Source organism: Rhodoferax lacus (assembly GCF_003415675.1).
GTDB lineage: Bacteria > Pseudomonadota > Gammaproteobacteria > Burkholderiales > Burkholderiaceae_C > Allorhodoferax > Allorhodoferax lacus.
Window position 1 is genome coordinate 32,951 of record NZ_QFZK01000007.1, and the last position, 23,967, is coordinate 56,917.

Here is a 23,967-nt window from a genome sequence, read left to right on the forward strand (position 1 = left end):
ACCATGACATTCCGCCTTGCAGCCCTGGCACTGGCCGCCGCCGCCCTTTTGCTCGTCCAGCCAGTCCAGGCCCAGAAGGCCGAGTCGGCAGACTTTGTCGTGGCGCTGGTGAACTCCGAGCCGATTACCAACAGTGAGGTGCGCGCTGCCATTCAACGCGTCACGGCGCAAATCAAGGCCAGTGGGCAGCCACTGCCTGCAGTCGACGAAATCCGCCAGGGCGTGCTGGAGCGCTTGATCAGTGACCGTGCCCAGTTGCAACTGGCGACTGAAACCGGTGTTCGCATTGACGATGCCGCAGTGGATATGGCGGAGCAAAACCTGGCCCGTCAAAACCAGATGGATGTGGACGGCCTGCGCAAGCGCATGCGCAAGGATGGCATCCAACCGGACGAGTTGCGCAAGCAACTGCGTGACCAACTCACCCTGACCCGCTTGCGTGAGCGCGAAGTCGATGCGCGCGTGCGCATCAGTGACCAGGACGTGGACCGTGCACTGGCCGAACAGCAGGCCGCCAACACCGATCCGTTTGCGCAGGAAATCAATCTGGCGCAATTGCTGGTGGCCGTGCCTGAAAAGGCCGATGCGAATCTGACATCCCAGCTGCAGGCCCAGGCCCAGGCGCTGCTGGTGCGGCTGCGTTCCGGAGAAGACTTCGCCGCCTTGGTCAAACAATACTCGGATGCGGACCGCAGCAAGGCCGGCGAATTTGGTTTGCGCCGTGCCGACCGTTACCCGCCTTCGTTTGTGCAGGCCACACAGAAAGTGGCCGTGGGCGCTGTGTCCGAGCTGGTGCGCTCGGGCGCGGGCTTTCACATTCTGAAGGTGCTGGAGCGGCGTGCGCCCTCCGCCCTGGCCAAGAGCGTGCAGCAAACCCGTGCGCGCCATATTCTGTTGCGCACCAGCCCCGAGCTTTCCGCCTTTGCGGCCAGTGCCAAACTGGCAGCCCTGCGCCAGAGCATTGTGTCGGGCAAGACCGACTTTGCTGCTGCCGCGCGGGACAACTCGCAGGATGGCAGTGCCGCACAGGGGGGCGACCTGGGCTGGGCCAATCCGGGCATGTTCGTGCCCGAGTTTGAGGAGGTCATGAACCAGCTCAAGGAAGGCGAAATCAGCCAGCCCACGGTCACGCGCTTTGGCGTGCACCTGATCCAGCTGACCGACCGCCGCAAGGTGGAACTGAGTGTGCGCGAAGTGCGCGAACAGGTGCGCAACCAGTTGCGCGAAGCCCGGCTCGATGAAGCCTTTGCAAGCTGGGCGCGTGACGTGCGCGAGCGGGCCTATGTCGAGCTGCGCGAGCCGCCCCAATAAACCATGAAACATATTGCGCGCAAGCGCTTCGGTCAGCACTTTTTGTCTGACGGCGGCATCATTGATTCCATCGTGCAGGCCATTGCGCCGCAGGCCGGGCAACGCATGGTGGAAATCGGCCCCGGCCTGGCGGCCTTGACGCAACCCCTGGTGGAGCGTCTGGGCCACTTGACCGTGATTGAGCTGGACCGTGATCTGGCGCAGCGCCTGCGCAGCCACGGGCAACTCACCGTGGTTGAGTCAGATGTGCTCAAGGTCGACTTCAGCAGCCTGCCAGCCGTGCCTGCGCAGGCGCCTGGCAAATGGCGCGTGGTGGGCAACCTGCCCTACAACATCTCCACGCCGATCCTGTTCCATCTGCTGGGCTATGTGGACTGCATTGAAGACCAGCACTTCATGCTGCAAAAGGAAGTGATTGACCGCATGGTGGCTTCCCCCAGCACCTCCGCCTATGGCCGCCTGAGTGTGATGCTGCAGTGGCGCTACGCCATGGAGGACGTGCTGTTTGTACCGCCCGAAAGCTTTGATCCGCCGCCCCGCGTGGACAGCGCCGTGGTGCGCATGGTGCCGCGCGGTGAACCGGCGGCCGTTGATGTGCGCTTGCTCAGTGAGCTGGTGCAAGTGGCGTTCAGCCAGCGCCGCAAACTGCTGCGCCATACGCTGGGGCGCTGGCTGACAGAAAAGAATTTTGCGGGCACCTTTGACGTGCAGCGCCGTGCCGAAGAGGTGCCGGTGGCGCAATACTTGGAGCTTGCCCTGCAAATCGGCTGATTTCCCTTCTGGCTGTTTTATGATGGAGCAGGGGGCTCAGAACATCAAACATGCATATTGGAAGGGCACACCGATGAAGAGGACATTTCTTACCCGTTTGACGGGTGTGTTGCTGTTGGCATGCAGCGCGCAAATTTCTCCGGTGCTGGCGCAGCAGGCGACTTACAACTTCTCCCCGGTCAACCAGTACGACATCAATCTTACGGCGGCGTACTGGAACCCCATCATTGCCTATGTGTCTGAAAAAAGTGGCGTCAAACTCAATCTGAAAATCGGCCGCACCTCGGCCGACACCACCAGCTATGTGCTGGCCAAGGAGGTCGAGTTTGTCTTCAGTAACCACCTCTTCAGCCCGGACCGGGAAAAGCTGGGTTGGAAAGTTTTTGGCCGTCGCAACACACCGCCGTTGCAGGGGCAAATCGTGGTGCCGGCCGACTCCCCCATCACCGAGCTGGCCCAGCTCAAGGGCCAGGAAGTCTCCTTTGCCGGACCCGAGGCCTTTATTGTTTACAAAGTGCCCTATGCCAATCTGCTGTCCAAAAATATCGATGTGAAAGTGGTGTTTGCGGGCAACCAGAATGCGGCCTTTGCCCAACTGTTCGCCGGAAAGGTGGTGGCCTCTGGCGGCAATTCACAGCTGGTGGATGGCTATACCCGGCGCGAGGGCAAAAAGTTCCGGGTGCTGTGGAGCTCCGAGTCCTACCAGGACCTGGCCCTGATGGTCGCCAGCAAAGTGCCTGAAGGCGATGCGCGCCGGGTGGCGGCGGCCTTTGTGGAGATGTACAGCGACCCCAAGGGGCGCGACATCCTGCACCAGGCCTCCAAGGAGGTGGGGCTGCCAAACGACGCCTATTTTGTGGCCGCCAGTGCCGCTGACTACGCTTCCTACAAGCGCTTTTACCAGAGCGCACCCGTGGCCCTGCACTGAGGGCCCGCCTACCCATGACACCGCTGCAGCGCCTGCTTCCCCAGTCATTGGTGGGGCGGGTGTTCTCGCTGTATGTGGTGACCCTGCTGCTGTTTGTGGGTGCAGGACTCTCCCTGTTTTACCGCTACCAGTTCACGCAGCAGATTGAAGAGCAGTTGCTCGCGGGCGAAATGATGGTCAACGTGGCATCACAGACAGTGGGCGACAGCGCCGTGATCGGCGACTATGACACCATCAGCAAGACCCTGGAACGCTCAATCGCCCAATCGAATTTCGCCCGCGCCCAGTTCATCGACACCAATGGCGGCGTGCTGACTGCGACCAACGCGCCGCCATTCAATGGCACACCGCCGCACTGGTTGCTCAAGCTGGTGGAGGCGCGGCTGTTTGATATCAACCAGAACATCCAGGTGGGCGGCAAGGACTACGGCGTGCTGCGGCTGAGTTTTGCTGCCGAAAATATTGCCGCAGAACTGTGGCGTGTAGCGACTTACGCCTTGCTGCTGGCCTTTGGCGCACTGGGCGCTGGTGTGCTCCTGATCCGCAGGCCGCTCAGGCATTGGTTGGGCAATTTTGACCGTGTGCGCCTGCGCGAGGCCGATATTCTGTCAGGCACTATCGACATCAATGCGCTGCTGGATGCCGATGCGCCGGTTGAAATCCGCCACACCTTTGACATCATCAACCGGGCCGCCGGGAGGCTTTCTGTGCAGCGCGAAGAGGCGGCCGTTACGCTGAGCACCATTACCGATGGCGTGTTGCGCACCGATGCCGCTTACCGGCTGGTGTACAGCAACCCGGCGGCCGAGCAGTTGCTCGGCCTGTCGGCGCAGGCCATGCTGGGCCAGGATGCCCACGCGCTCCTGCCGCGCGTGTTCAGTGAAGACACCAAAACACTGGACTGGAAGGTACGCCGACTGGAAATGACCGATGCAGCCGGTCATCCGGTGGTTCTGGACACCACCCTGGCCACTATTTACTCTGCTGGCAATGTGGTTAGTGGACATGTGCTGACGCTGCGCGACGTATCGCGCCAGCATGCCCTGGACCTGCAGTTGCGCAGTGAACTGCAGGCACGCCAGCGCGTGCTGGAGTCCTTGCGCCGCGTCCTGAGCACCCTGGAGCTGCAACCCGAGAGCGCAGCCTTGCCGCTGGACGGTGATGATCTGGACGCGCTGGTCAATCGCGTGGTGAGTCTGATGCAGGAGCGCGAGGTCGGACGCCGCGCCCTCAACAACCAAAAATTCGCATTGGACCAGCACGCCATTGTCAGCATGACCGATTTGCAGGGCAACATCACCTATGCCAACGGCAAGTTCAGCGAAATCAGTGGCTACTCACAGGAGGAGCTGCTGAACCGCAACCACCGTATCGTCCAGTCTGGCCAGCATCCTCCTGCGTTCTTTGACGCCCTGTGGAGCACGATTGCTGCGGGCCGCGTGTGGCATGGCGAGATCTGCAACCGCAGCAAGTCTGGCGTCCTGTACTGGGTGGATGCCACTATTGTTCCGCTCCTGGGGGGCGAGGGGCTGCCCGAACAGTACATCGCCATTCGCACCGACATCACGGTGCGCAAAACCATGGAGGCCACGCTGGCCGAACAACTGCGTTTTGTCGAAGTGCTGCTGGAGGCCATGCCCACGGCGATCTACCTCAAGGACAGGCAGGGTCGCTATTTGCGGTTCAACAAGGCCTTTGAAAAGCTGTTCGGCATTGAGCGCGCAAACTGGATCGGCAAGACGGTGTTTGACCTGGTGCCCAACGAGGCGGCGATGATGGATGCCAAAGACCAGTACCTCTTTGCCAGGCGCGACATCCAGAGCTACGAAGCGGTGTTTCGCAACCACCTGACGGGCGAAGTGCGTGAGGGCCTGTACTGGAAGGCGCCGCTGACAGACGCACAGGGTGAGGTCACCGGCCTGGTGGGCACGATTCTCGACATCACGGACAAGAACCGCATCGAGCAGGAACTGCGCGAGGCCAAGCGCAATGCCGAGGCAGCCAGCCAGGCCAAGAGTGACTTTTTGGCGAATATGAGCCACGAAATCCGCACCCCCATGAATGGCGTGATCGGCATGACCGATCTGGCACTGGACCTGGAACAGAACCCGACCCAGCGCGAGTACCTGCGCATTGTCAAAAGCTCGGCGCAGTCGCTGATGGTGATCCTCAACGACGTGCTGGACTTTTCCAAAATCGAGGCTGGCAAGCTCACGATTGAATCCGTGCGATTCCCCTTGCAGGAGACCATTGAAGAGACCCTCAAGACCCTGCGCAGCCGGGCCGGCCAAAAGGGCCTGGTGCTCAACAGCAGTCTGCAACCAGACCTTCCATATGCGGTGCTTGGTGACCCGGTGCGCATGGGTCAGGTGCTGACCAATTTGTGTGACAACGCCATCAAATTCACGGCGCAAGGGGGCATCACGGTCACGGTGCGTTCCGAGCCGGCAGCAGCAGGATGTGTCTTGCATTTCGAGGTGCGCGACACAGGCATTGGTATTGCGGCAGACAAGCAGCATGGCGTCTTTGAGGCCTTCAGCCAGGCAGACACCTCCACCACGCGCCGTTTTGGCGGAACCGGCCTGGGTCTCACCATATGTGCCCGCTTGGTGGAACTCATGGGCGGACGGATCTGGGTAGACAGTGTGGAGGGACAGGGAAGCACCTTCCATTTCACGGTGCAGGTGCAAACGCCCTTGGCACCGGCAAGTGCTCCGGCGCCTTTGATGGTTGCTGCAGTTGCACAAGCCAAGGCTTTGCAGGTGCTGCTGGTTGAAGACCATCCCATCAACCAGATGCTGGCAACCACCTTGCTCAAGAAGTGGGGCCACACCGTGTTGCTGGCCAAAAACGGGCAGGAAGCAGTGGACCTGTTTGCCACCCAGGTGTGGGACATTGTGCTGATGGACATGCAGATGCCTGTGATGGGAGGTCTGGAGGCCACTCGGCAGATTCGTGCCGCCGAGTCCCCGTGGCAGCACACACCGATTGTGGCCATGACGGCCAACGCCATGGAGGCAGACCGCCAGGCCTGCCTGGAGGCTGGCATGGACGATCACCTGGCCAAGCCCTTTACTGCCAGCGGCCTGCAGGCCGTGTTGCAGCGTTTTACGGCCACAGTGGCGTAGTGCCCAAAAAAAAGCCCGTCACAGGGACGGGCTCTTTGGGAAGGGTGGAGAAGCTTTACGCCGCTGCCAGCCAGTAACCCGCGTTGAAGGGGCTGCTCATGCGCAGCGCCAGAGGTGACACATCCAACAGCTTGTCTGTTGGCATTTTCTCGCCGCTCTCGGTCGTCAATTCGATACCGCTGACCACGGGTGTGGCGGTACCGCTGCTTGCCTCGTTAGCCCGTTCTGCTTGGCTGGTGTGTGCAGAACGGGCTACAGAAAAGAATAGAAGCACCTGAACGGTATCTTCCGGTCTCCCCAGTAGTCGGCAGTGTCGCGGAAGATGTCGAGTAATTGCTCGCGTGCTTCCTTGTCAAACTTGACGTTGGCAGGAATGTGTTCCAACACGGCTATAAAGCCGGGCTGTGGCCCCGATTTGTGTACCGGGTCTGTCATGCTGTCGTACAGGGCATCAAAGTTCTTGCTGACCTGGGTGGACAATATGAATTGCTGGCTGATCAAGTCCAACACATCCTGCTTGGACTGTGCGTTGGCCAGATTGGCGTACAGGAAGTGGTGACCCAATGCTTGGGCCGCTTCCTGCAAATCCTGCACCCTGAAGGCGCGTATCGATTGAACGATATTGGTTCTAACGGTTCGAAGTGGCGTATCCATCCCCGATTCTCTTTCTCAAAGTACAAAACAAAGTTCATGGCACGATCTTGCGAAAGCTCGCATAGTGATCGGCCGTGTAAAAACAGTCATCTGGCAGGGTGGCTGGGCCACCGCACACAATTCTTCTGGCGCCACGGTTCCGGGAACCCGGGGTCCGCACGGTATATTCACGGTAGTAGCCACGCTTGTGCATGGGCAGAAAACGCTCCCGGTTTCCGAACACCACGCCATCTTTGTCGAACGGAAAAGGGCCACCTTGGTGTATCAGCCTGTGTGTCTCCTGGCCCTCTACCGGCAATGCGCCTAGCGCAATAAGGCCGGGTTCGGATTGGTTGTACGCAGTTCTTGCACCTGCGTTACCAGCGCCCAGAGCCACTGCCAACATAAAGCCGGTGAGTACTAACTTAAACCGGTTGCTGCGCACCAAAATTCCCCGTTACAAATTCGGGTAAACCCCATGTCCCGAGGTCGCTAGTGTCACGCATCCGGCCTAAAAAAGCAAGGCCTTGCCCCTTTGAAGGGCAAGGCCTGTGTGCCTAAAAAGTAAAGAAGTATGTACTAACTGAAGGCGCAACGCCTAGCGGCTGGCGTTCGCATCTGCCACCGTGAGTGCCGTCATATTTACGATGCGGCGCACCGTGGTGCTGGCCGTCAAAATATGCACCGGTTTGGCTGCACCCAGCAAAACCGGGCCAATGGCGATGTTGCCGCCAGCTGCGGTCTTGAGCAGGTTGTACGCAATATTGGCTGCATCGATGTTGGGCAGCACCAGCAAATTGGCGTCGCCCTGCAGGGTGCTGTGGGGCATCAGTGCCTTGCGGGCATCGCCGTCCAGCGCCACATCGCCATGCATTTCGCCGTCCACTTCCAGCCAGGGTGCCTGCTGTTGCAGCAGTGCCAGGGTGTCGCGCATCTTGATGGCGCTGGGCTCGTTGCTGCTGCCAAAGCTGGAGTGGCTGAGCAGTGCGGCCTTCGGCTTGAAGCCAAAGCGCATCATTTCCTCGGCGGCCATAACCGTGATGCGGGCCAGTTCCTGGGCGGTCGGGTCGTAGTTCACATGGGTGTCCACCAGGAACACCTGGCGTCCGGGCAGCATCAGGCCATTCATGCAGGCATAGATGGCGCAGTCCGAACCCGGGCCCGCCTTGGTGTCCATACGCTTGCCAATCACCTGGTCAATGTATTCCAGATGCAGGGCGGTCTTGCCCCAGGTGCCGCAGATCAAGCCGTCCACATCGCCCTTGTGCAGCAACATGGCGCCAATCAGGCTCAGGCGGCGGCGCATTTCGATCTTGGCTACCTGGACTGTTACGCCCTTGCGCTCGGTCATGCGGTGGTAGGTCTGCCAGAAGTCGCGGTAGCGGTGGTCCTGCTCCACATTCACCACCTGGTAGTCCACGCCCTCTCGCAGGCGCAGGCCGAATTTCTCGATGCGCTCGGCAATCACGGCCGGGCGGCCAATCAACGTGGGCAGGGCCAGGCGCTCGTCAACCACGATCTGGGCGGCGCGCAGGACGCGCTCTTCTTCGCCTTCGGAATAGGCCACGCGCTTTTTCAGCGCCTTGCGGGCAGCCGTGAAGATGGGCTTCATGGTGGTGCCGGAGGCGTAGACAAAGCTCTGCAGGCGCTCGCGGTAGGCATCCATGTCGGCGATCGGGCGCAAGGCTACGCCGCTGTCGGCTGCCGCCTTGGCCACGGCCGGAGCGATCTTCATCATCAGGCGCGGATCGAAGGGCTTGGGGATCAGGTACTCGGGGCCGAAGGCCAGTTGCTCACCGGAATAGGCTGCAGCCACCACATCGCTCTGCTCGGCCTGGGCCAGGTCGGCAATGGCATGCACGGCTGCGATTTCCATCTCCAGCGTGATGGTCGAGGCACCCGCATCCAGGGCGCCACGGAAGATGTAGGGGAAGCACAGGACGTTGTTGACCTGGTTGGGGTAGTCGGTGCGGCCGGTGGCCATGATGGCGTCGCTGCGTACCGCCTTCACTTCCTCGGGCAGAATTTCGGGCGTGGGGTTGGCCAAGGCAAAAATGATGGGGTTGGCAGCCATGGTGGCCACCATATCGGGCTTGAGCACGCCGCCGGCCGACAGACCCAGGAACACATCGGCCCCGACAATGATTTCACGCAGGGTGCGTGCGTCTGTTTCTTGGGCAAACACCGCCTTGTCCTCGTCCATCAGCTCGGTGCGGCCCGCGTAAACCACGCCAGCCAGATCGGTGACATAGATGTTTTCGCGCGGGATGCCCAGCTTGACCAGCAGGCCCAGGCAAGCCAGGGCTGCGGCACCTGCGCCAGAGGTCACCAGTTTGATCTTTTTGGGATCCTTGCCCACCACCTTGAGGCCATTGAGGATGCCTGCACCCACCACGATAGCGGTGCCGTGCTGGTCGTCATGGAACACCGGAATCTTCATGCGCTCGCGCAGCTTGCGCTCCACATAAAAGCAGTCGGGCGCCTTGATGTCTTCGAGGTTGATACCGCCAAAGGTGGGCTCCAGCGAGGCGATGATGTCCACCAGCTTGTCCAGGTCGTGCTTCTCGTTGATCTCGATGTCAAACACGTCAATGCCGGCGAACTTCTTGAACAGCACGCCCTTGCCCTCCATCACCGGCTTGGCCGCCAGCGGGCCAATGTCACCCAGGCCCAGCACGGCCGTGCCGTTGGTGATGACGGCCACCAGATTGCCGCGGCTGGTGTACTTGAAGGCGTTGTTGGGGTCCTTGACGATTTCCTCGCAGGGCGCGGCCACGCCGGGCGAGTAGGCCAGGGCCAGGTCGTGCTGGTTGACCAGTTGCTTGGTCGCCGCAATGGCGATTTTTCCGGGCGTGGGGAACTCGTGGTACTCCAGTGCGGCGCGGCGCAGTTCGGCACGTTTCTCGGGGGTGTTGGAGGAGCTGGGGGTAAGCGACCCGGTGGATGAATCCTGTGTCATTGGCGTCCTTGTGCATCAGGGCGGGCGCGAAGGCGCAGGCTCCCGAGGCGGGAATCCATTGTAGACCCGGCCCCTCGCGCTGACCCTGCGTCGCTGCTGCGGATATCCGGCCTTGGCAAGCTGCACTATCGGTGCTAAGAGTAGATTGGTGCCTCAGCCCCGGGTCGCGCCAGCAACGGCACAATGGCCTCAAGCCCTCGCCTTGTTTCATAAAGACTACCCATGAGCACCAGCGCCAATCTCTTGTTTCCGCCTCTGAATCCCTACCGCACTGGTAGGCTGGCGGTGGACGACATTCACACCCTGTACTGGGAGGAGTGCGGTAATCCGCAGGGCGTGCCGGTGTTGTTCCTGCATGGCGGGCCGGGCGCGGGTCTGTCACCCAAACACCGGCAGTTCTTTGATCCGGCGCACTACCGCATCGTGCTGTTCGACCAGCGCGGTGCCGGCCAGTCCACCCCCTTGGGCGAAACCCGCAACAATACGACGCAGCTGCTGCTGGCCGACATCGAGCGCCTGCGCAGCTTGCTGGAGATTGAACAGTGGCTGCTGTTTGGCGGCTCCTGGGGCTCCACCCTGGCACTGGCCTATGCGCAGGCGCATCCCGAGCGCTGCAGCGGGCTGGTACTGCGCGGGATTTTTCTGTGCACCCCGGCCGAGATTGACTGGTTCCTCAATGGCATCCGCTGGTTCTTTCCGGACGCGCATGCGCAGTTTGTGGCGCCGATTGCCGAGGCTGACCGCGGCGACCTGTTGCCGGCCTTTTGCAAGAAGCTGTTTGGCGAGGATGTGGCGCAGGGCGTGGCCGCCGCGCGTGCCTGGGGCCGCTACGAGGGCCGCACCATCCACCTGTTGCCAGACCCGGCTGTGGAAGAGTCCTTTGGCAGCGAGGCCGTGGCCCTGGGTGTGGGGCGCCTGGAGGCACACTATTTCAGCCACCAGGCCTTCTTCACCGAGGACCAGTTGATCCGCAACGTGGACCGCATCCGCCACCTGCCCGCTGTGATCGTGCAGGGCCGCTACGACGTGATCTGCCCCATGCTCTCGGCCTGGCGCCTGCACCAGGCCTGGCCCGAGGCCAGCTTCCACATCATCCCCGACGCCGGCCACGGCGCCTTCGAGCCCGGCATCGCCAGCGCCCTGGTGCGCGCCACCGAGCAGTTCAAGCGCGACGGCAGCCTGTAATCAGACGGGGCAGCGTATTGCGCGAAGCGAGAAGCGTGGGGGCATGATCTCTAGACCTGCGGCAAAAGAAAACGCCGCTCCCACGCGCTGATCTCGTGCAGGTAGCTCTGGTACTCCAGCGCCTTGACCGCGCAATAGCCGGTGACAAAGGCCTCACCCAGGAGCCTGCGTGCGGACGGGCTGTGGGCCATGCGCTCGTGCGCGGGCAAAAAGCTGCGCTCCAGCGCGTGGGCCTGCAGGTAGGCGTTGGCGCCTGCATCCAGCGGCTCGGAGGGCTGCAGCCTCTCATTCATGCCAGCCAGCCCGGCGGCCAGGGAGGCGGCGATGGCCAGGTAGGGGTTGGCATCGGCCCCGGCGATGCGGTTTTCCACGCGCCGCGCGGCCGGGCCGCTTTGGGGGATGCGCAAGCCGGCGGTGCGGTTGTCATGGCCCCAGGCCAGGTTGATGGGGGCCTGGCTGCCCACCACAAAGCGGCGGTACGAATTGACGAAGGGCGCGAACACCAGCATCAGGTCCGGGCCATAGGTTTGCAGCCCGGCTATGAAGTGGCCAAAGGCCGCGCTCTCCTGCCCATCGTCCGTGCTGAAGATGTTGCGCCCGGCGCTGTCCACCACGCTCTGGTGCAGGTGCATGGAGCTGCCCGGCGCACCGGCAATCGGCTTGGCCATGAACACCGCGTTCAGGCCGTGCTGGATGGCAATCTCCTTGGCCGCGTACTTGAACAAAAACGCCTGGTCGGCCACGGCCAGCGGGTCGCCGTGCATCAGGTTGATCTCGAACTGGCTGGTTCCCACCTCATGGATCCAGGTGTCGGACTGCACGCCCAAAGACTCCAGCGCACTGCGAAAAGCGTCCCAGAAGGCCGCGTGCTCATTGAGCATGTTCATGCTGAAGGCCGACTGCCCGGCCTCGGCCCGACCGTTGCGCGTCAGCGGAGCGGTCAAGGGCTGGTCCGGGTTGGTGCAGGGGGCGGTCAGGTAGAACTCGATCTCGGGCGCCACCACCGGTGTGAGGCCCTGGGCGGTGTAGCGCGCCACCACCGTCTCCAGCAGCGAGCGCGCGGAAAACGCGCAGGGCTCGCCGCTGAGCTCCACACAGTCGTGGATGGCAAAGGCGCGTGGCACGCTGGACCAGGGGGAGCGCTTGAGCGTGGCGTAGTCGGGCACCAGACGCACATCCGGGTCGGCATCCGGAAAGACCGGGTCGTAGGAATAGTCGCCCGTTACGCACTGCATGGGAATGGCCTGGGCAATGCGCAGTTCGCTGCCGGCGGCAAAGCTGGCCGCGGGCATGAGCTTGCCGCGCGGATAGCCCGACACATCCGGAAAAATGCACTCCACATCCCGAATGCCATGAAGGTCAAAGAAGGCTTGAAGCGCGGCGCGGGTGGGCTGTGTCATGATGGCTGGCTGGTTGAAAAGGGCAGACGCCCCGTCCCCATTCTCGCGGAATACACATGCACCTCCGGATCCACTTTTGCCTGTTCGCACTGCTCCTGTCGTTTGGCGTTTGCGCGGCCACACCGTCCCCTGTGTCCAATGGCGAATTTACCCCGCTGCCCAATGCCTGCAAGTCCGAAGTGGCCAAGTTCGAAGAAACCATAGGCTTCATCCGCCAGCACCAGGGCAACGCAGCGGCCTCGGCCCTGCGGGAAAAGCTCCTGCCGGCCAAAATCGAAGCCGAGCTGCTGGCCAACCAGGGCTATTGCGGCCTGGCCAATTACCTGCGCGAGAAAAAACTCAACCGCTGATGCACACTGCGCGCATCACTACAGCCCAAGGCGGATCGCTCCATGGAAACATTTGATCTGGTCGTTATCGGTGGCGGCTCCGGTGGCGTGCGCGCCGCGCGCATTGCCGCAGGCCACGGGGCCCGCGTGGCTCTGGTGGAGGAATACCGCATGGGCGGCACCTGCGTGATCCGCGGCTGTGTGCCCAAGAAGCTGATGGTCTATGCCTCGCGCTGTGCGCAGGAATTCGAAGAGGCTCGTGGCTTTGGCTGGACCCTGGGGGAAGCCCGCTTTGACTGGCCCTCGCTCAAGGCCAATCGCGACCGCGAAGTCGCACGCCTGGAGGCCGTCTACCGCAGCAACCTGCAAGCCGCAGGCGTGACCCTGCTGGAGGGCCGCGCCACCGTGCACGCCCCCCACACGGTGCGTCTGGCGGACGCTCGCCTGCTGCGCGGTGAAACCATTCTGGTTGCCACCGGCGCCAGGCCCGAAGCCGGCCCGGACATTCCGGGGGCTGAGCTGGCTATTGATTCCAACGGCTTCTTTGAACTCGAACAACTGCCCCGGCGCGTGGTGGTGCAGGGCGCCGGTTACATCGCGCTGGAGCTGGCCTGCGTGTTGCGCCTGCTGGGGGCCGAAGTGTCTGTGGTGCTGCGCGGCACACAAATTCTGCGTGGCTTTGATGACGAGCTGCGCACCCACCTGGCCACCGAACTGGCGGCCACCGGTCTGCAGTTTCTGTATGGCCGCCAGGTCAGCGCGATCGCCCGCCATGCCCGGGGCTTGCAGGTCACCTTGGACGACGGGCAGACCTTGGACGCTGACTGCGTGCTGCGCGCCGTGGGGCGGGCGCCCAACAGCGCGGAGCTGGGGCTGGAGGCCGCCGGTGTGCTGCTGGACGCCCGGGGCGCGGTGCAGGTGGATGCGCAGTCGCGCAGCAGTGTGGACCACATCTACGCCGTAGGCGATGTCACCAACCGCGTCAACCTCACGCCCATGGCCATACGCGAGGGCCATGCCTTTGCCGACACGGTGTTTGGCCAGCAGCCGCGCCTGATCGACTACCGGCTGATTCCCTCGGCCGTGTTCACCACCCCCGAGGCCGGTGTGGTGGGTCTGACCGAGGCACAGGCGCTGCAGCAGCATCCGCATCTGGACGTGTACCGCACCACGTTTAAGCCCATGAAGGCAGCACTTTCCGGGCACAACGGGCGCATCTTCATGAAGCTGCTGGTGGACCGCGACACCGACCGCGTGCTGGGCTTCCACATGGTGGGCCCGGACAGCGGCGAGATCACCCAGCTGGTGGGTGTGACCCTGCAGCTGGGAGCCACCAAGGCGGCCTTTGACGCCACCCTGGCCGTGCACCCCACGGCGGCAGAAGAACTGGTCACCCTGCGCGCACCGGCCCTGCGCCACAACCTGTAGCCTGCCCGCCATGTCCTCTTCCTCTGCCCGCACAGCCACCCTGCCCGTCACCATGCAGGCCATGGTCACCACAGGCCAGGGCGGCTACGACAAGCTGGAATACCGCACCCTGCCCCTGCCCTTGCTGCGCCCCGGTGAGGTTTTGCTGCAGGTGCTGGCCGCGGGCATGAACAACACCGACATCAACACCCGGGTGGGCTGGTATGGCGCGACGCCCGGCGTGGCCGGTGGCGGGGCGGAGCCAACTTCCGGCGACGCGCCTCTGGGCTGGAATGGCGCCACACCTTTTCCCCTGATTCAGGGGGCGGACTGCTGCGGCCGCGTGGTGGCCGTGGCGCCCAATGTGCAGGGACAAGAACAGGTCCACGCGTACGGCCAATTGCTGGGCCAGCGCGTGCTGGTGCGCAGCTGCATGCGTGTATCTGGTTTTGATGCACCCGATACGCGCTGGCTGGGCACCGACTTTGACGGCGCCTTTGCCCAGTACCTGCGCGTGCCCGCCAGCGAGGTGTTTGCCGTGCAGAGCGACTGGAGCGATGTGGAACTGGCCTCATTGCCCTGCGCCTGGGGCACGGCCGAAAACATGCTGCAGCGCGCAGGTGTTGCAGCGGGAGAGCAGGTCTGGGTGAGCGGTGCCTCGGGCGGCGTGGGTTCGGCGGCCGTGCAACTGGCCCGGCGGCGCGGCGCCCAGGTCACGGCGCTCACCAGCCGCGACAAGCGTGATGCCGTGGCCGCACTCGGTGCCGACCGGGTGCTGTGCCGCGAGGACGGTACTGCCGCCTGGTCCCAGCTGCCGCCTGCCGATGTGGTGGTGGACAACGTGGCCGGTACCGGCTTTGGCACCTGGCTCAAGCTGCTGCGGCGCGGCGGGCGCTATGTGTCGTCGGGTGCGATTGCCGGGGCCGACGTGGCCCTGGACATGCGCGACCTGTACCTCAAGGACCTCACCCTGCTGGGCTGCACCGCTTGGGACGAAGTGGTGTTTCCCAACCTGATCGGCTACGTGGAACGCAACGAAATCCGCCCTGTGGTGGCCGCCAGTTTTGCACTGCAGGACATGGCGCGCGCCCAGGAGGTGTTTCTGGAAAAGCAGCACACAGGCAACATCGTGCTGGTGCCGTAGAAATCCAGCTACCGCATGAGCGCCTCAATGGCGTCCGGCTCCACCGGTACGCCGCGGCTGATCAGCTCGCAGCCATCGTCTGTGACGATGGCATCGTCCTCGATGCGGATGCCGATGTTGTGGAACTGTTCCGGCACACCAGCGGCCGGGCGTACATAGATGCCAGGCTCAATCGTCAGCACCATGCCGCTTCGCAGAATGCGTGCCGGGCGGTTGACGATGGTGTCGCCGCTCAGCGCATCACGGCGTTCGGTCTTCTGGCCGATCTCCGAGGGCTCGGTATAGGCGCCGCAGTCATGCACATCCATGCCCAGCCAGTGGCCGGTGCGGTGCATGTAAAACTGGAAGTAGGCGCGCTTCTCGATCACATCCTCCAGCGTGCCCACCTGGTTGGCGTCCAGCAGGCCCAGGTCCAGCATGCCCTGCGCCAGCACCTTCACCGTGGCCTCGTGCGGGTCGGTAAAGCGGGCCCCGGCCCGGGTGACAGCCACGGCCGCGTTTTGTGAGGCCAGCACCAGCTCATAGAGCGCGCGTTGCGGGCCTGTGAATGTGCCGTTGGCGGGGAAGGTGCGGGTGATGTCGCTGGCATAGCCGTCGAGCTCGCACCCGGCATCGATCAGCACCAGCTCGCCGTCGCGCACAAGGCCCGCATCGGCCCGGTAGTGCAGCACGCAGGCATTGGCACCGGCGGCCACAATCGAGCCATAGGCCGGGTACTGTGAGCCATGGCGGCGGAACTCGTGCAGCAGCTCGGCATCCAGGTGGTACTCGCACACCTCCTGCCCCGCGCGCAGCATGCGGGCACTGAGCTGCATGGCGCGGATATGGGCACCCGCGCTGATCTGCGCGGCGCGGCGCATGGTGTCCTGCTCGCTGGCGTCTTTGACCAGGCGCATCTCGTCCAGCGGGCCGCACAGGTCGCGCTGCTGCTCGGGAGTGAGGGCGCCAAAGCGCACCCTTGCGCGCAGGCTGCTGAGCCAGCCGCCCACACGCGACTCCAGACCGGTGTGCGTGGCAAAGGGGAACCAGACCGCATCGCGCCCATCCAGCAGGCCCGGCATTTGCGCGTCCAGCGCGTCCACGGCAAAGGCCGCGTCCACACCCAGGGCTGCCGGTGCGGCCTCGGGCCCCAGGCGATGGCCGTCCCAGATCTCGCGCTCCAGATCCTTGGGATTGCAAAACAGGGTGGTGCGGCCGTTGCCCTGCACCACCAGCCAGGCTTTGGGTTCGGTGAAGCCGCACAGGTAATAGAAGTAGCTGTCGTGGCGGTACAGAAAGTCGGCATCGCGGTTGCGTTGCTGCTCGGGCGCGGTGGGCAGGATGGCAATGCCCTGGGGGCCGATGCGGCGGGCCAGCTCGGTGCGGCGGGCCTGGTAGAGAGCGGTGTTCATGGAAGGTTCCTGCAAAAAAACGGAAGGCCTGTGGGGGCCGTTACAGCGCTGCGCTGCGCTCAGCGGCTTATGCCCGCATTGAGCCGCGCCAGGCGCTCGGGCGTGCCCACATCGGTCCAATCCCCAGTGTACGGCGCAGCACTTACCCTTTGCTGGTCCATGGCTGCGCGCAGCAGGGGCGCCAGTGCGGCGCGCTCGCCCTGCGGGTTGCCGGGCGGCAGCGCGCACCAGGGCGGCAGGAACAGCTCCCGGCGGTACAGGCCGATGGTGGAGAAGGTCAGGCGCGGCGTGGCGCTGTCCCGGCCCAGGTTGAGGGCCAGGCCGGTGTGCGCGTCCAGCCCGAAGTCACCCGCCGGGTTGTGCTCCGGGTTGGGCACCAGCCAGATGTGGGCCAGCATGCCACTGGCCAGAAAGGCCTGCACATCGTTTTGGTGGAAGGCAAAGTCCGGCGCAAACACATCACCGGCCATGGCCCAGAAGGCCTCGCCCAGCAGCGGCAGGGCGCGGCTGATGCCGCCTGCAGTCTCCAGCGCCTGGCCAAAGTCCTGGCCTTCGCGCGAATAGTCCAGCTGCAGGGTGTGCGCTGCCAGCGCGGGTGCTTCGAAGGCCGGGCCAAAGTGCGCCTCGATCTGTTCGCCCAGCCAGGCCGTGTTGATGACCGCGCGCCCAAAGCCGCCTTGCAGCAGCGCCTCCATGCGCCACTGCAGCAGGGGCTTGCCGCGCACCTGCAGCAGCGGTTTGGGGGTGCTGTCAGTCAGCGGGCGCATGCGCTCGCCGCGCCCCGCGGCCAGCAGCATGGTGGCCACGGGGCCAGGGGAATCGGTCAGCATGGAGGGTTTGCAATAGGTGGTTGGGGTGGGCCATCGTAAGCCTTGCAGCACCCCGTATTGCACACTCATTCGTTCAAGCCTAGACTGCGACCCTTCCAACCAGGCGGAAGTGCCCCAAGGCCCTGCCGCCACTATTCGGTAATCAGGGGGAGTCCAGCATGAAGAAATCGCAACCGAAGGATTTGCAGGCTGTTTTGGCGCGCGCACTGCGTATCGCCCAAGCCTTGGAGCCACTGCACGCCAGCCAGCGTATCCACGGCGGCCTGCACCCCGAGACCCTCGAATTCCTGGCCGACGGCAGCCTGCGGCCCAGCAGCCTGCAACCGGGGGACGATGCCCTGTCGCTGGCGCGTCTGCGCTATGCCTCGCCCGAGCAGGCCGGGCGCCTGCCCGTGGTGGACTCGCGCAGCGACCTCTACAGCCTGGGCCTGATCCTCTACGAGCGCCTGCTGGGCCAACCGGCCTTCGACTCCAGCGACCCGCTGGACCTGGCCTACCGGCATATGGCGGTGGCACCGGTGCCGCCCCATGCGGTGAACCCCGAGGTGCCGTTGCAGGTCTCCGAACTGGTGATGCGCCTGCTGGCCAAATCGCCCGACGCACGCTATGCCACGGCCCGCGGCCTGGCCGATGACCTGAAGCTGTGCCTGCAGCAACTGGCGGATACCGGCCGCATCGAGCCCTTTGCGCTGTGCTCCACTGACCTGGGCTCGCAGTTCCTGATCCCCGACCGGCTCTATGGCCGCGACGGCGAAATTGCCGAACTCACCCGCATCTTCCACCGCTCGGTGGCGGGCGAGGTGGTGCTGTGCATGGTGGGCGGCTATTCAGGCATAGGCAAGTCGGCCCTGGTGCGGGCGCTGCGCCACAACATTGCGGCGTCTGGCGGCAGCCTGGTCGAAGGCAAGTTCGACCAGTACCACCGCGAGACGCCTTACTCCGCCCTGATCGAAGCCTTCAAGGGCCTGCTGCGCCAGGTGCTGGCCGGGCGCCAGCCAGAGCGCATCCGCTGGCGCGCGCGCCTGCTGGAGGCCCTGGGGGAAAACCTGAGCGTAGTGATGGACGTGCTGCCCGAGCTGGAGCTGCTCACCGGCCCGCAGCCCCCGGCGCCTCTGTTGATAGGCGCGGCCGCCCAGCAGCGCTTCAATGCCGTGTTCTCGGATCTGCTCAAGCTCTTTGCCAGCGCCGAACACCCGCTGGTGCTGTTTCTGGATGACTTGCAGTGGGCCGACTTTGCCTCGCTGGCCCTGATCCAGACCTTTGTGCGTGCCGGGCGCGGTGCCCACCTGCTGATGGTGGGTGCCTACCGCGACAACGAGGTGGATGCCGCCCACCCCATGATGCACATGCTGGTGGAGCTGCGCAAAGACCAGGCCTTCATTGCCGAGTTTTTGCTGGGCCCCCTGTCGGACGAGCATGTGGCCGAGCTGATTGCCGACACCTGCTTCAACATCAGCGATGCCCAGGAACTGGCCCAGCTGGTGATGAAGAAGACCCAGGGCAACCCCTTCTACACGCGCCAGTTTCTCAAGACCCTGGTGGCCGAAGGCCGCCTGCACTACGACCGCCAGAGCAACGGCTGGCGCTGGTCGCTGGGGGACGCGCACCTGAGCCAGGCGGCCGACAACGTGGTGGACCTGATGACCCAGCGCCTCAAGGGTTTTGCCCCCCACAGCCAGCACGCACTCAAGGTGGCGGCCTGCATCGGCAAGCGCTTTGACCTGACGCTGCTGGCGCAGGTCTGTGCCTGCAGCGATGTGCAGGCGCTGGGCTGGCTGGCCGGCGCCCTGCATGACGAAATGCTGTTGCCGGTAGCCAGCACGGTGTCCGAAGCCGGTGCGCGCGAATTCCAGTTTGTGCATGACCGTGTGCAGCAGGCTGCCTACGCCCTGCCGGATACCGCCAGCCTGGCCGAGCTGCATCTGCGCATAGGCCGCACGCTGTGGCGCCAGGCCAACAACAAGGACATCGGCAAACACGTGTTTGGTATCGTGGACCAGCTCAACCAAGCCCTGGACCTGCTCACCGACCCCGAGGAACGGCTGGCCATTGCCGACCTGAACCTGCGCGCGGGCCTGCGCGCCAAGGCCTCCATGGCCTACCAGGCCGCGGCCAACTACTTCAACATTGCCATCCGACTGCTGCCCGCACAGGCTTGGCGCACGCACTACGACCTGAGCTGGAGGCTGTACATCCAGCTGGTCGAATGCGAATCGGTGCTGAACCAGGACGCCCCCTTCGAGCGCCATGTGGCCCTCCTGCTGGCCGAGGTGCAGCGGCCCGAACAACGCACCCTGATACGGGTGCGCCAGACCATCCACCTGTGCCAGTCCAGCCACATGATCGAGGGCCTGGGCGTAGGCCGGCTGGGCCTGGCCGAGGCCGGCCTGGACATACCGCCGCTGGACGACACCGAAGCCATGAATGCCGCCTTCACCCGCGAGCTGGACCGTTTTTGGAAGACCGTGGGCGAGCGTCCCCTGGCCGAGGTGCTGTACGAGCTGCCCCTGGCCACCGACAGCCAGACCGAAAACCTGCTTCGCCTGATCGGCTCCATGAGTGATGCCGCCACCATCAACAGCGCCCCCATGCTGGCCATGATGGCAGTGCTGGGCGCCAACCGCTCGCTGGCCTATGGCAACACCGTGCTCTCGCCGCTGGTCTACACCTTGCTGGGCCAGGCCCTGGTGTCCAAGCTGCGCGACTATGGCAGCGCCAAGCGCCTGGCCCAGGTGGCCATACGCCTGTCGGACGAAAAGCTGATGGACCTGTGGTCCTTCGGCCGCGCGCGGGTGCACCAGTTCTGGTTTTGCCTGCACTGGTCGCGCCACTATGAGTGCGATGCACTGGAGCTTGAAGAAGCCTACGGCGTGACCCAGCGCGGGCATGACCCGATCTTTGGCGCCTATATGCTGGCCACCACCTCCGTGATGCATTACAGCCTGGGGCGCAAGCTGCAGGATGTGCTGGACGCCCACCGCCGCCTGCTGGAACACTGCAAGCCCTACCCCATGGAAGTGGTGGTGGCCTTTACCCAGCCCTATGCGGCCGCAGCGGCAGCCCTGCGCGGCGAGACCCAGAGCCTGACCACCCTGAGCGGCGAACACATGGACGAGGCCGCCTATGTGCAGGCCTTCAGTAGCGTGCCCATGGTGATGGGCATGCTGCGCGGCGCGCAGATCCCGCTCTATGGCCTGGCCGGTGACCATGAAAAAACCCTGGAGCTGGCAGCCGACCCCAACCTGGAACTCTCGCCACCGTTTCGCATGCATGTGGCCGTGACCTTCTGGCGCGGTGTGGCGGCTGCGCGCCTGGCCGCCCAGTCCCTGGAGCCGCGCCGCGGCGAACTGCTGGAGCTGTACCGCCAATGCGACGCCTTCCTGAGCGAGGTGGCCGACAAAGGGGCTCCCGACAACGTGGAGCACAAGCTCCTCTTGCTGCGCGCCGAGCTGGCGCGGGCCCTGGGGCAACCACAGGACGTTGCCGCCGGCATGCTCCAGGCAGCACGGGTGGCCGAGCAGCGCGGCTTTGTGCTGGAGCAAGGCTTTTGCCTGGAAAGCCTGGGCCTGTGGCTGCTGGAGATCCAGGGGGACGCCGGCCATGCCCAGGCCAGCCTGCAAGAGGCTGCGCAGTGCTACCACACGGTGCAGGCGGTGGTGCTGCAGCGCCGGGTACAGGCGCGCATCCTGCGCCTGGGCGCGGCAGCCAACGCCGGGCTGCGGGCCCAAGCAGAAGCCTCCGACCTGGATGGGCTGGACGCCATGGACACGCTGGCCATCCTGCGGGCGGTGCAAACCATCAGCAGCCATGTGGACAAGGCCACGCTGGTGTCGCGCCTGCTCAAAATCATTGCCGACGCGTCCGGTGCGCAGCGCGCGGGCCTGTTCCTCGTCCGCGAGGATGAGCTGCATGCCGAAGTGGTGCTGGGCATGGAGCCGGGCCATGCGGCCATGCCCGAGAGCGTCCTGCGCTATGTGCTCAACACCGCCGAGGCCGTGGCCCTGGGTGCAGGCAGCCACCATGCCTTTGCCGCAGACCCCTACTTTGCGCAGTGCCAGCCAGCCGCCGTGCTGTGCCTGCCCATTGGCATGCGCACACCCCTGCAGCGCGTGCTGTACCTGGAGCACCGCCTGCTGGGCGATGTGTTTTCCGACGCACGCCGCAAGGTGCTGCACTGGCTCACCGCGCAGGCCGCCATCTCGATTGAAAACGCCGAGCTCTACGGCAACCTGGAGCAGCAGGTGGCCGAGCGCACCAAGCTGCTGCAACAGCAGCAGATCGAACTCAAGCAGGCCAAGGAGCGTGCCGAAGAGGCCACGCGCAGCAAGTCCGAATTCCTGGCCAATATGAGCCACGAGATCCGCACGCCCATGAACGCCATCATCGGCCTGTCGCACCTGGCGCTCAAAAACGAGGCCGATGTGCGCCAGCGCGACTACCTCAACAAAATCCGCCAAAGCGGCCAGCACCTGCTCGGTATCCTGAATGACATCCTGGACTTCTCCAAGGTCGAGGCGGGCCGCCTGGATATTGAAATCGTGCCCTTCGAGCTCGACACCGTGTTCGAGACGATTGCCGGCATCTCTGCCGAGAAGGCCAACGCCAAAGGCCTGGAGCTGATCTGGCATGTAGCACCCGACGTGCCACCCAACCTGATTGGCGACCCGCTGCGCCTGGGGCAGATCCTCATCAACTACACCACCAACGCCTTCAAGTTCACCGACCGGGGCGAGGTAGGCATCACCGTCACCGTAGATGCCATGGACAGTGACACCGCGAAGCTGCGTTTTGAGGTGCACGACACCGGCATTGGCCTGACCGAAGAGCAGATCACGCGGCTCTTTAGCAGCTTCTCGCAGGCCGACAGCTCTACCACCCGCAAGTACGGCGGCACCGGCTTGGGGCTGGCCATCAGCAAGCGCCTGGCCGCGTTGATGGGCGGGCAGGTGGGCGTGCGCAGCGTGCCCGGGCAGGGTTCGACCTTCTGGTTCACCGCCACCCTGGGGCTGGGCACGCAAAGGCCGCGGCGCCTGCTGTCGGCCGACTTGCGCAGCAAACGCGTGCTGGTGGTGGACGACAACGCCAACGCCGCCGCCGTGCTGTGCGAGCAGCTGCTGTGCCTGGGCTGCATGGCCCACGGCCTGGTGTCGGGCAATTCCGCCCTCAACGAGCTGCGCCGAGCGGCCATCGCGGGCGAGCCCTACGACGTGCTCATGACCGACTGGCAAATGCCGGAGATGGATGGCATTGAACTGGTGGAGCGCATCCACGCCTCCGGCATCATGCCCCAGCCCCTGAAGGTGCTGGTCACGGCCTATGGCAAGGAGGCGGTGGGCAAGCGCGCGGCCGAATCCGGCATCGTGCAAATCCTGCTCAAGCCGGTGAGCAACTCCATGCTCTTCGATGCCCTGATGACACTGTTTGGTGTGGAGTCGCACCCGGATGCCTTCCATCCGGCGTCCGGTGTGGCCGCTTCGACCAGCATGCTCGACCCCCTGCGCGGTGCGCGCATCCTGCTGGTGGAAGACAACGAGATCAACCAGCAGGTGGCCACCGAGATGCTGGAGTCCGAAAATTTCCTGGTGGATCTGGCCGCCGACGGCATGCAGGCGGTGGACATGGTGGGCAAGTCCCTGCAGGCGGGGCGGCCCTATGACCTGGTGCTGATGGACATGCAGATGCCGGTGATGGATGGTGTGAGCGCCTCGCGCCTGATTCGCACCGACCCGGCCAACGCCCAGCTGTCCGTGGTGGCCATGACGGCCAATGCCATGGAGGCTGACCGCCAGCTCTGTCTGGCCGCTGGCATGAATGACTTTGTCACCAAGCCGATTGAGCCGCTCAATCTGTGGACCGCCCTGGTCAAGTGGATCGCGCCGCGCGAGGGCCTGGGCCAGGAGCAAAGACACGGCGAGCGCAGGCCCGCAGCCGATGGCAGCGTCATGCTGGCCGTGACCGATATCGACGGGCTGGATGCGCGCGTGGGCCTGAGCCGCGCCTCGGGCAATGCGGATCTGTACATCCAGTTGCTCAAGCGCTTTGTCAAAAGCCAGGAACACACAGGTGCGGACCTGCAAAGGCTGGTGAACATGGGCGACGTGCAGACCGCCGAGCGCATCGCCCACACGGTGCGCGGCGTCGCTGGTAACCTGGGGGCAGCCGGGTTGCAGGAGCTGGCGCAGCAGTTGGAGACTGCCCTGCGCCATGCCAGCCCCCTGCCCGAATTGCAGGACCGCGCGCAGGCCGTGGCCGTCTGCCTGGACCGTTTGCGCCAGAACCTGCGCAGGTCCCTGAGCCTGGAGCCCGACAGCGCTGTGGAAATGGACGCGGCCGATACCGCACTGGCCTTGCAGGCCCTGCGCAGCTATCTGGAGAAAGACGATGCCCAGGCTGTGGATGCCTTCAACCGCCTGCAGGCCACCTTGCGCCGTGTCATGGGCCAGGACAGTTTCCGCCGTGCCGAAGCGGCACTGGAAGCCTTTGAGCTGGAGGAAGTGCTGGAGCACCTGCACAGCAGCGGCGCCTTTGGCGCACCCATGGGCCACAGCTGA

At 64.3% G+C, this 23,967-nt stretch carries 15 protein-coding genes; 9 read left to right on the forward strand and 6 right to left on the reverse strand.

Annotated features, from left to right (window positions below; all coding sequences use genetic code 11):
* Window positions 1-3: 3 nt before the first annotated feature.
* The 4 genes from DIC66_RS12500 to DIC66_RS12515 all read left to right on the forward strand — a co-directional run bounded on the left by DIC66_RS12500 (window position 4) and on the right by DIC66_RS12515 (window position 6,138).
* A complete protein-coding gene (locus tag DIC66_RS12500) occupies window positions 4-1,311 on the forward strand; it encodes a peptidylprolyl isomerase (RefSeq protein WP_117177935.1) in 1,308 nt (435 codons plus the stop codon).
* 3 nt (window positions 1,312-1,314) lie between these two features.
* Window positions 1,315-2,082: a 16S rRNA (adenine(1518)-N(6)/adenine(1519)-N(6))-dimethyltransferase RsmA gene (gene rsmA, locus DIC66_RS12505; protein WP_117177673.1), complete on the forward strand. Its 768-nt coding sequence runs from the start codon at window positions 1,315-1,317 to the stop codon at window positions 2,080-2,082.
* Between the two features lie 73 nt (window positions 2,083-2,155).
* A complete protein-coding gene (locus tag DIC66_RS12510) occupies window positions 2,156-3,010 on the forward strand; it encodes a phosphate/phosphite/phosphonate ABC transporter substrate-binding protein (RefSeq protein ID WP_117177675.1) in 855 nt (284 codons plus the stop codon).
* A 14-nt stretch (window positions 3,011-3,024) separates the two neighbouring features.
* The gene (locus DIC66_RS12515; protein ID WP_117177677.1) at window positions 3,025-6,138 is read left to right on the forward strand and encodes a PAS domain S-box protein; all 3,114 of its coding nucleotides are present in this window, start codon (window positions 3,025-3,027) and stop codon (window positions 6,136-6,138) included.
* A 252-nt stretch (window positions 6,139-6,390) separates the two neighbouring features.
* Here DIC66_RS12515 and DIC66_RS12520 read toward each other — a convergent pair whose 3' ends face one another.
* From DIC66_RS12520 to DIC66_RS12530, 3 genes are all read right to left on the reverse strand, one after another.
* Complete coding sequence (locus tag DIC66_RS12520; protein ID WP_117177679.1) at window positions 6,391-6,792, reverse strand: barstar family protein; 402 nt, start codon at window positions 6,790-6,792, stop codon at window positions 6,391-6,393.
* A 34-nt stretch (window positions 6,793-6,826) separates the two neighbouring features.
* Complete coding sequence (locus DIC66_RS12525; RefSeq protein ID WP_117177937.1) at window positions 6,827-7,177, reverse strand: guanyl-specific ribonuclease; 351 nt, start codon at window positions 7,175-7,177, stop codon at window positions 6,827-6,829.
* A 192-nt stretch (window positions 7,178-7,369) separates the two neighbouring features.
* Window positions 7,370-9,730, reverse strand: a complete 2,361-nt coding sequence (locus DIC66_RS12530; protein ID WP_117177681.1) for an NADP-dependent malic enzyme — start codon at window positions 9,728-9,730, stop codon at window positions 7,370-7,372.
* Between the two features lie 222 nt (window positions 9,731-9,952).
* Between DIC66_RS12530 and pip the strand changes: the two genes are divergently transcribed.
* Complete coding sequence (gene pip / locus DIC66_RS12535) at window positions 9,953-10,915, forward strand: prolyl aminopeptidase (RefSeq protein ID WP_117177683.1); 963 nt, start codon at window positions 9,953-9,955, stop codon at window positions 10,913-10,915.
* A 50-nt stretch (window positions 10,916-10,965) separates the two neighbouring features.
* Here the strand turns inward: pip and DIC66_RS12540 are convergent, their stop codons facing one another.
* Complete coding sequence (locus DIC66_RS12540; protein WP_199534738.1) at window positions 10,966-12,315, reverse strand: glutamine synthetase family protein; 1,350 nt, start codon at window positions 12,313-12,315, stop codon at window positions 10,966-10,968.
* A 56-nt stretch (window positions 12,316-12,371) separates the two neighbouring features.
* Between DIC66_RS12540 and DIC66_RS12545 the strand changes: the two genes are divergently transcribed.
* The 3 genes from DIC66_RS12545 to DIC66_RS12555 are packed head-to-tail and all read left to right on the forward strand — an operon-like array spanning window position 12,372 to window position 15,195.
* The gene (locus tag DIC66_RS12545; RefSeq protein ID WP_117177685.1) at window positions 12,372-12,665 is read left to right on the forward strand and encodes a hypothetical protein; all 294 of its coding nucleotides are present in this window, start codon (window positions 12,372-12,374) and stop codon (window positions 12,663-12,665) included.
* A 42-nt stretch (window positions 12,666-12,707) separates the two neighbouring features.
* Window positions 12,708-14,072 carry a glutathione-disulfide reductase gene (gorA, locus tag DIC66_RS12550; RefSeq protein ID WP_117177687.1) on the forward strand — a complete coding sequence of 455 codons (1,365 nt, stop codon included), beginning with the start codon at window positions 12,708-12,710 and terminating at the stop codon, window positions 14,070-14,072.
* 10 nt (window positions 14,073-14,082) lie between these two features.
* Window positions 14,083-15,195, forward strand: coding sequence for a zinc-binding dehydrogenase (locus tag DIC66_RS12555; protein WP_233505900.1), 1,113 nt, complete (start codon window positions 14,083-14,085; stop codon window positions 15,193-15,195).
* 8 nt (window positions 15,196-15,203) lie between these two features.
* Here DIC66_RS12555 and DIC66_RS12560 read toward each other — a convergent pair whose 3' ends face one another.
* Window positions 15,204-16,586, reverse strand: a complete 1,383-nt coding sequence (locus tag DIC66_RS12560; RefSeq protein ID WP_117177689.1) for an aminopeptidase P N-terminal domain-containing protein — start codon at window positions 16,584-16,586, stop codon at window positions 15,204-15,206.
* A gap of 59 nt (window positions 16,587-16,645) precedes the next feature.
* Entirely contained in the window at window positions 16,646-17,416 is a 771-nt protein-coding gene (locus DIC66_RS12565; RefSeq protein WP_275405229.1) for a nucleotidyltransferase family protein, read from the reverse strand.
* 158 nt (window positions 17,417-17,574) lie between these two features.
* Between DIC66_RS12565 and DIC66_RS12570 the strand changes: the two genes are divergently transcribed.
* Window positions 17,575-23,967, forward strand: coding sequence for an ATP-binding hybrid sensor histidine kinase/response regulator (locus DIC66_RS12570; protein ID WP_117177691.1), 6,393 nt, complete (start codon window positions 17,575-17,577; stop codon window positions 23,965-23,967).

Coding starts and splice junctions, on each gene's coding strand:
- rsmA (WP_117177673.1), top strand. CDS start 1,315: ATGAAACATATTGCGCGCAAGCGCTTCGGTCAGCACTTTTTGTCTGAC.
- DIC66_RS12525 (WP_117177937.1), bottom strand. CDS start 7,177: ATGTTGGCAGTGGCTCTGGGCGCTGGTAACGCAGGTGCAAGAACTGCG.
- pip (WP_117177683.1), top strand. CDS start 9,953: ATGAGCACCAGCGCCAATCTCTTGTTTCCGCCTCTGAATCCCTACCGC.
- DIC66_RS12570 (WP_117177691.1), top strand. CDS start 17,575: ATGAAGAAATCGCAACCGAAGGATTTGCAGGCTGTTTTGGCGCGCGCA.
- DIC66_RS12515 (WP_117177677.1), top strand. CDS start 3,025: ATGACACCGCTGCAGCGCCTGCTTCCCCAGTCATTGGTGGGGCGGGTG.
- DIC66_RS12510 (WP_117177675.1), top strand. CDS start 2,156: ATGAAGAGGACATTTCTTACCCGTTTGACGGGTGTGTTGCTGTTGGCA.
- DIC66_RS12555 (WP_233505900.1), top strand. CDS start 14,083: ATGTCCTCTTCCTCTGCCCGCACAGCCACCCTGCCCGTCACCATGCAG.
- DIC66_RS12545 (WP_117177685.1), top strand. CDS start 12,372: ATGCACCTCCGGATCCACTTTTGCCTGTTCGCACTGCTCCTGTCGTTT.
- gorA (WP_117177687.1), top strand. CDS start 12,708: ATGGAAACATTTGATCTGGTCGTTATCGGTGGCGGCTCCGGTGGCGTG.
- DIC66_RS12565 (WP_275405229.1), bottom strand. CDS start 17,416: ATGCTGACCGATTCCCCTGGCCCCGTGGCCACCATGCTGCTGGCCGCG.
- DIC66_RS12560 (WP_117177689.1), bottom strand. CDS start 16,586: ATGAACACCGCTCTCTACCAGGCCCGCCGCACCGAGCTGGCCCGCCGC.
- DIC66_RS12520 (WP_117177679.1), bottom strand. CDS start 6,792: ATGGATACGCCACTTCGAACCGTTAGAACCAATATCGTTCAATCGATA.
- DIC66_RS12500 (WP_117177935.1), top strand. CDS start 4: ATGACATTCCGCCTTGCAGCCCTGGCACTGGCCGCCGCCGCCCTTTTG.
- DIC66_RS12530 (WP_117177681.1), bottom strand. CDS start 9,730: ATGACACAGGATTCATCCACCGGGTCGCTTACCCCCAGCTCCTCCAAC.
- DIC66_RS12540 (WP_199534738.1), bottom strand. CDS start 12,315: ATGACACAGCCCACCCGCGCCGCGCTTCAAGCCTTCTTTGACCTTCAT.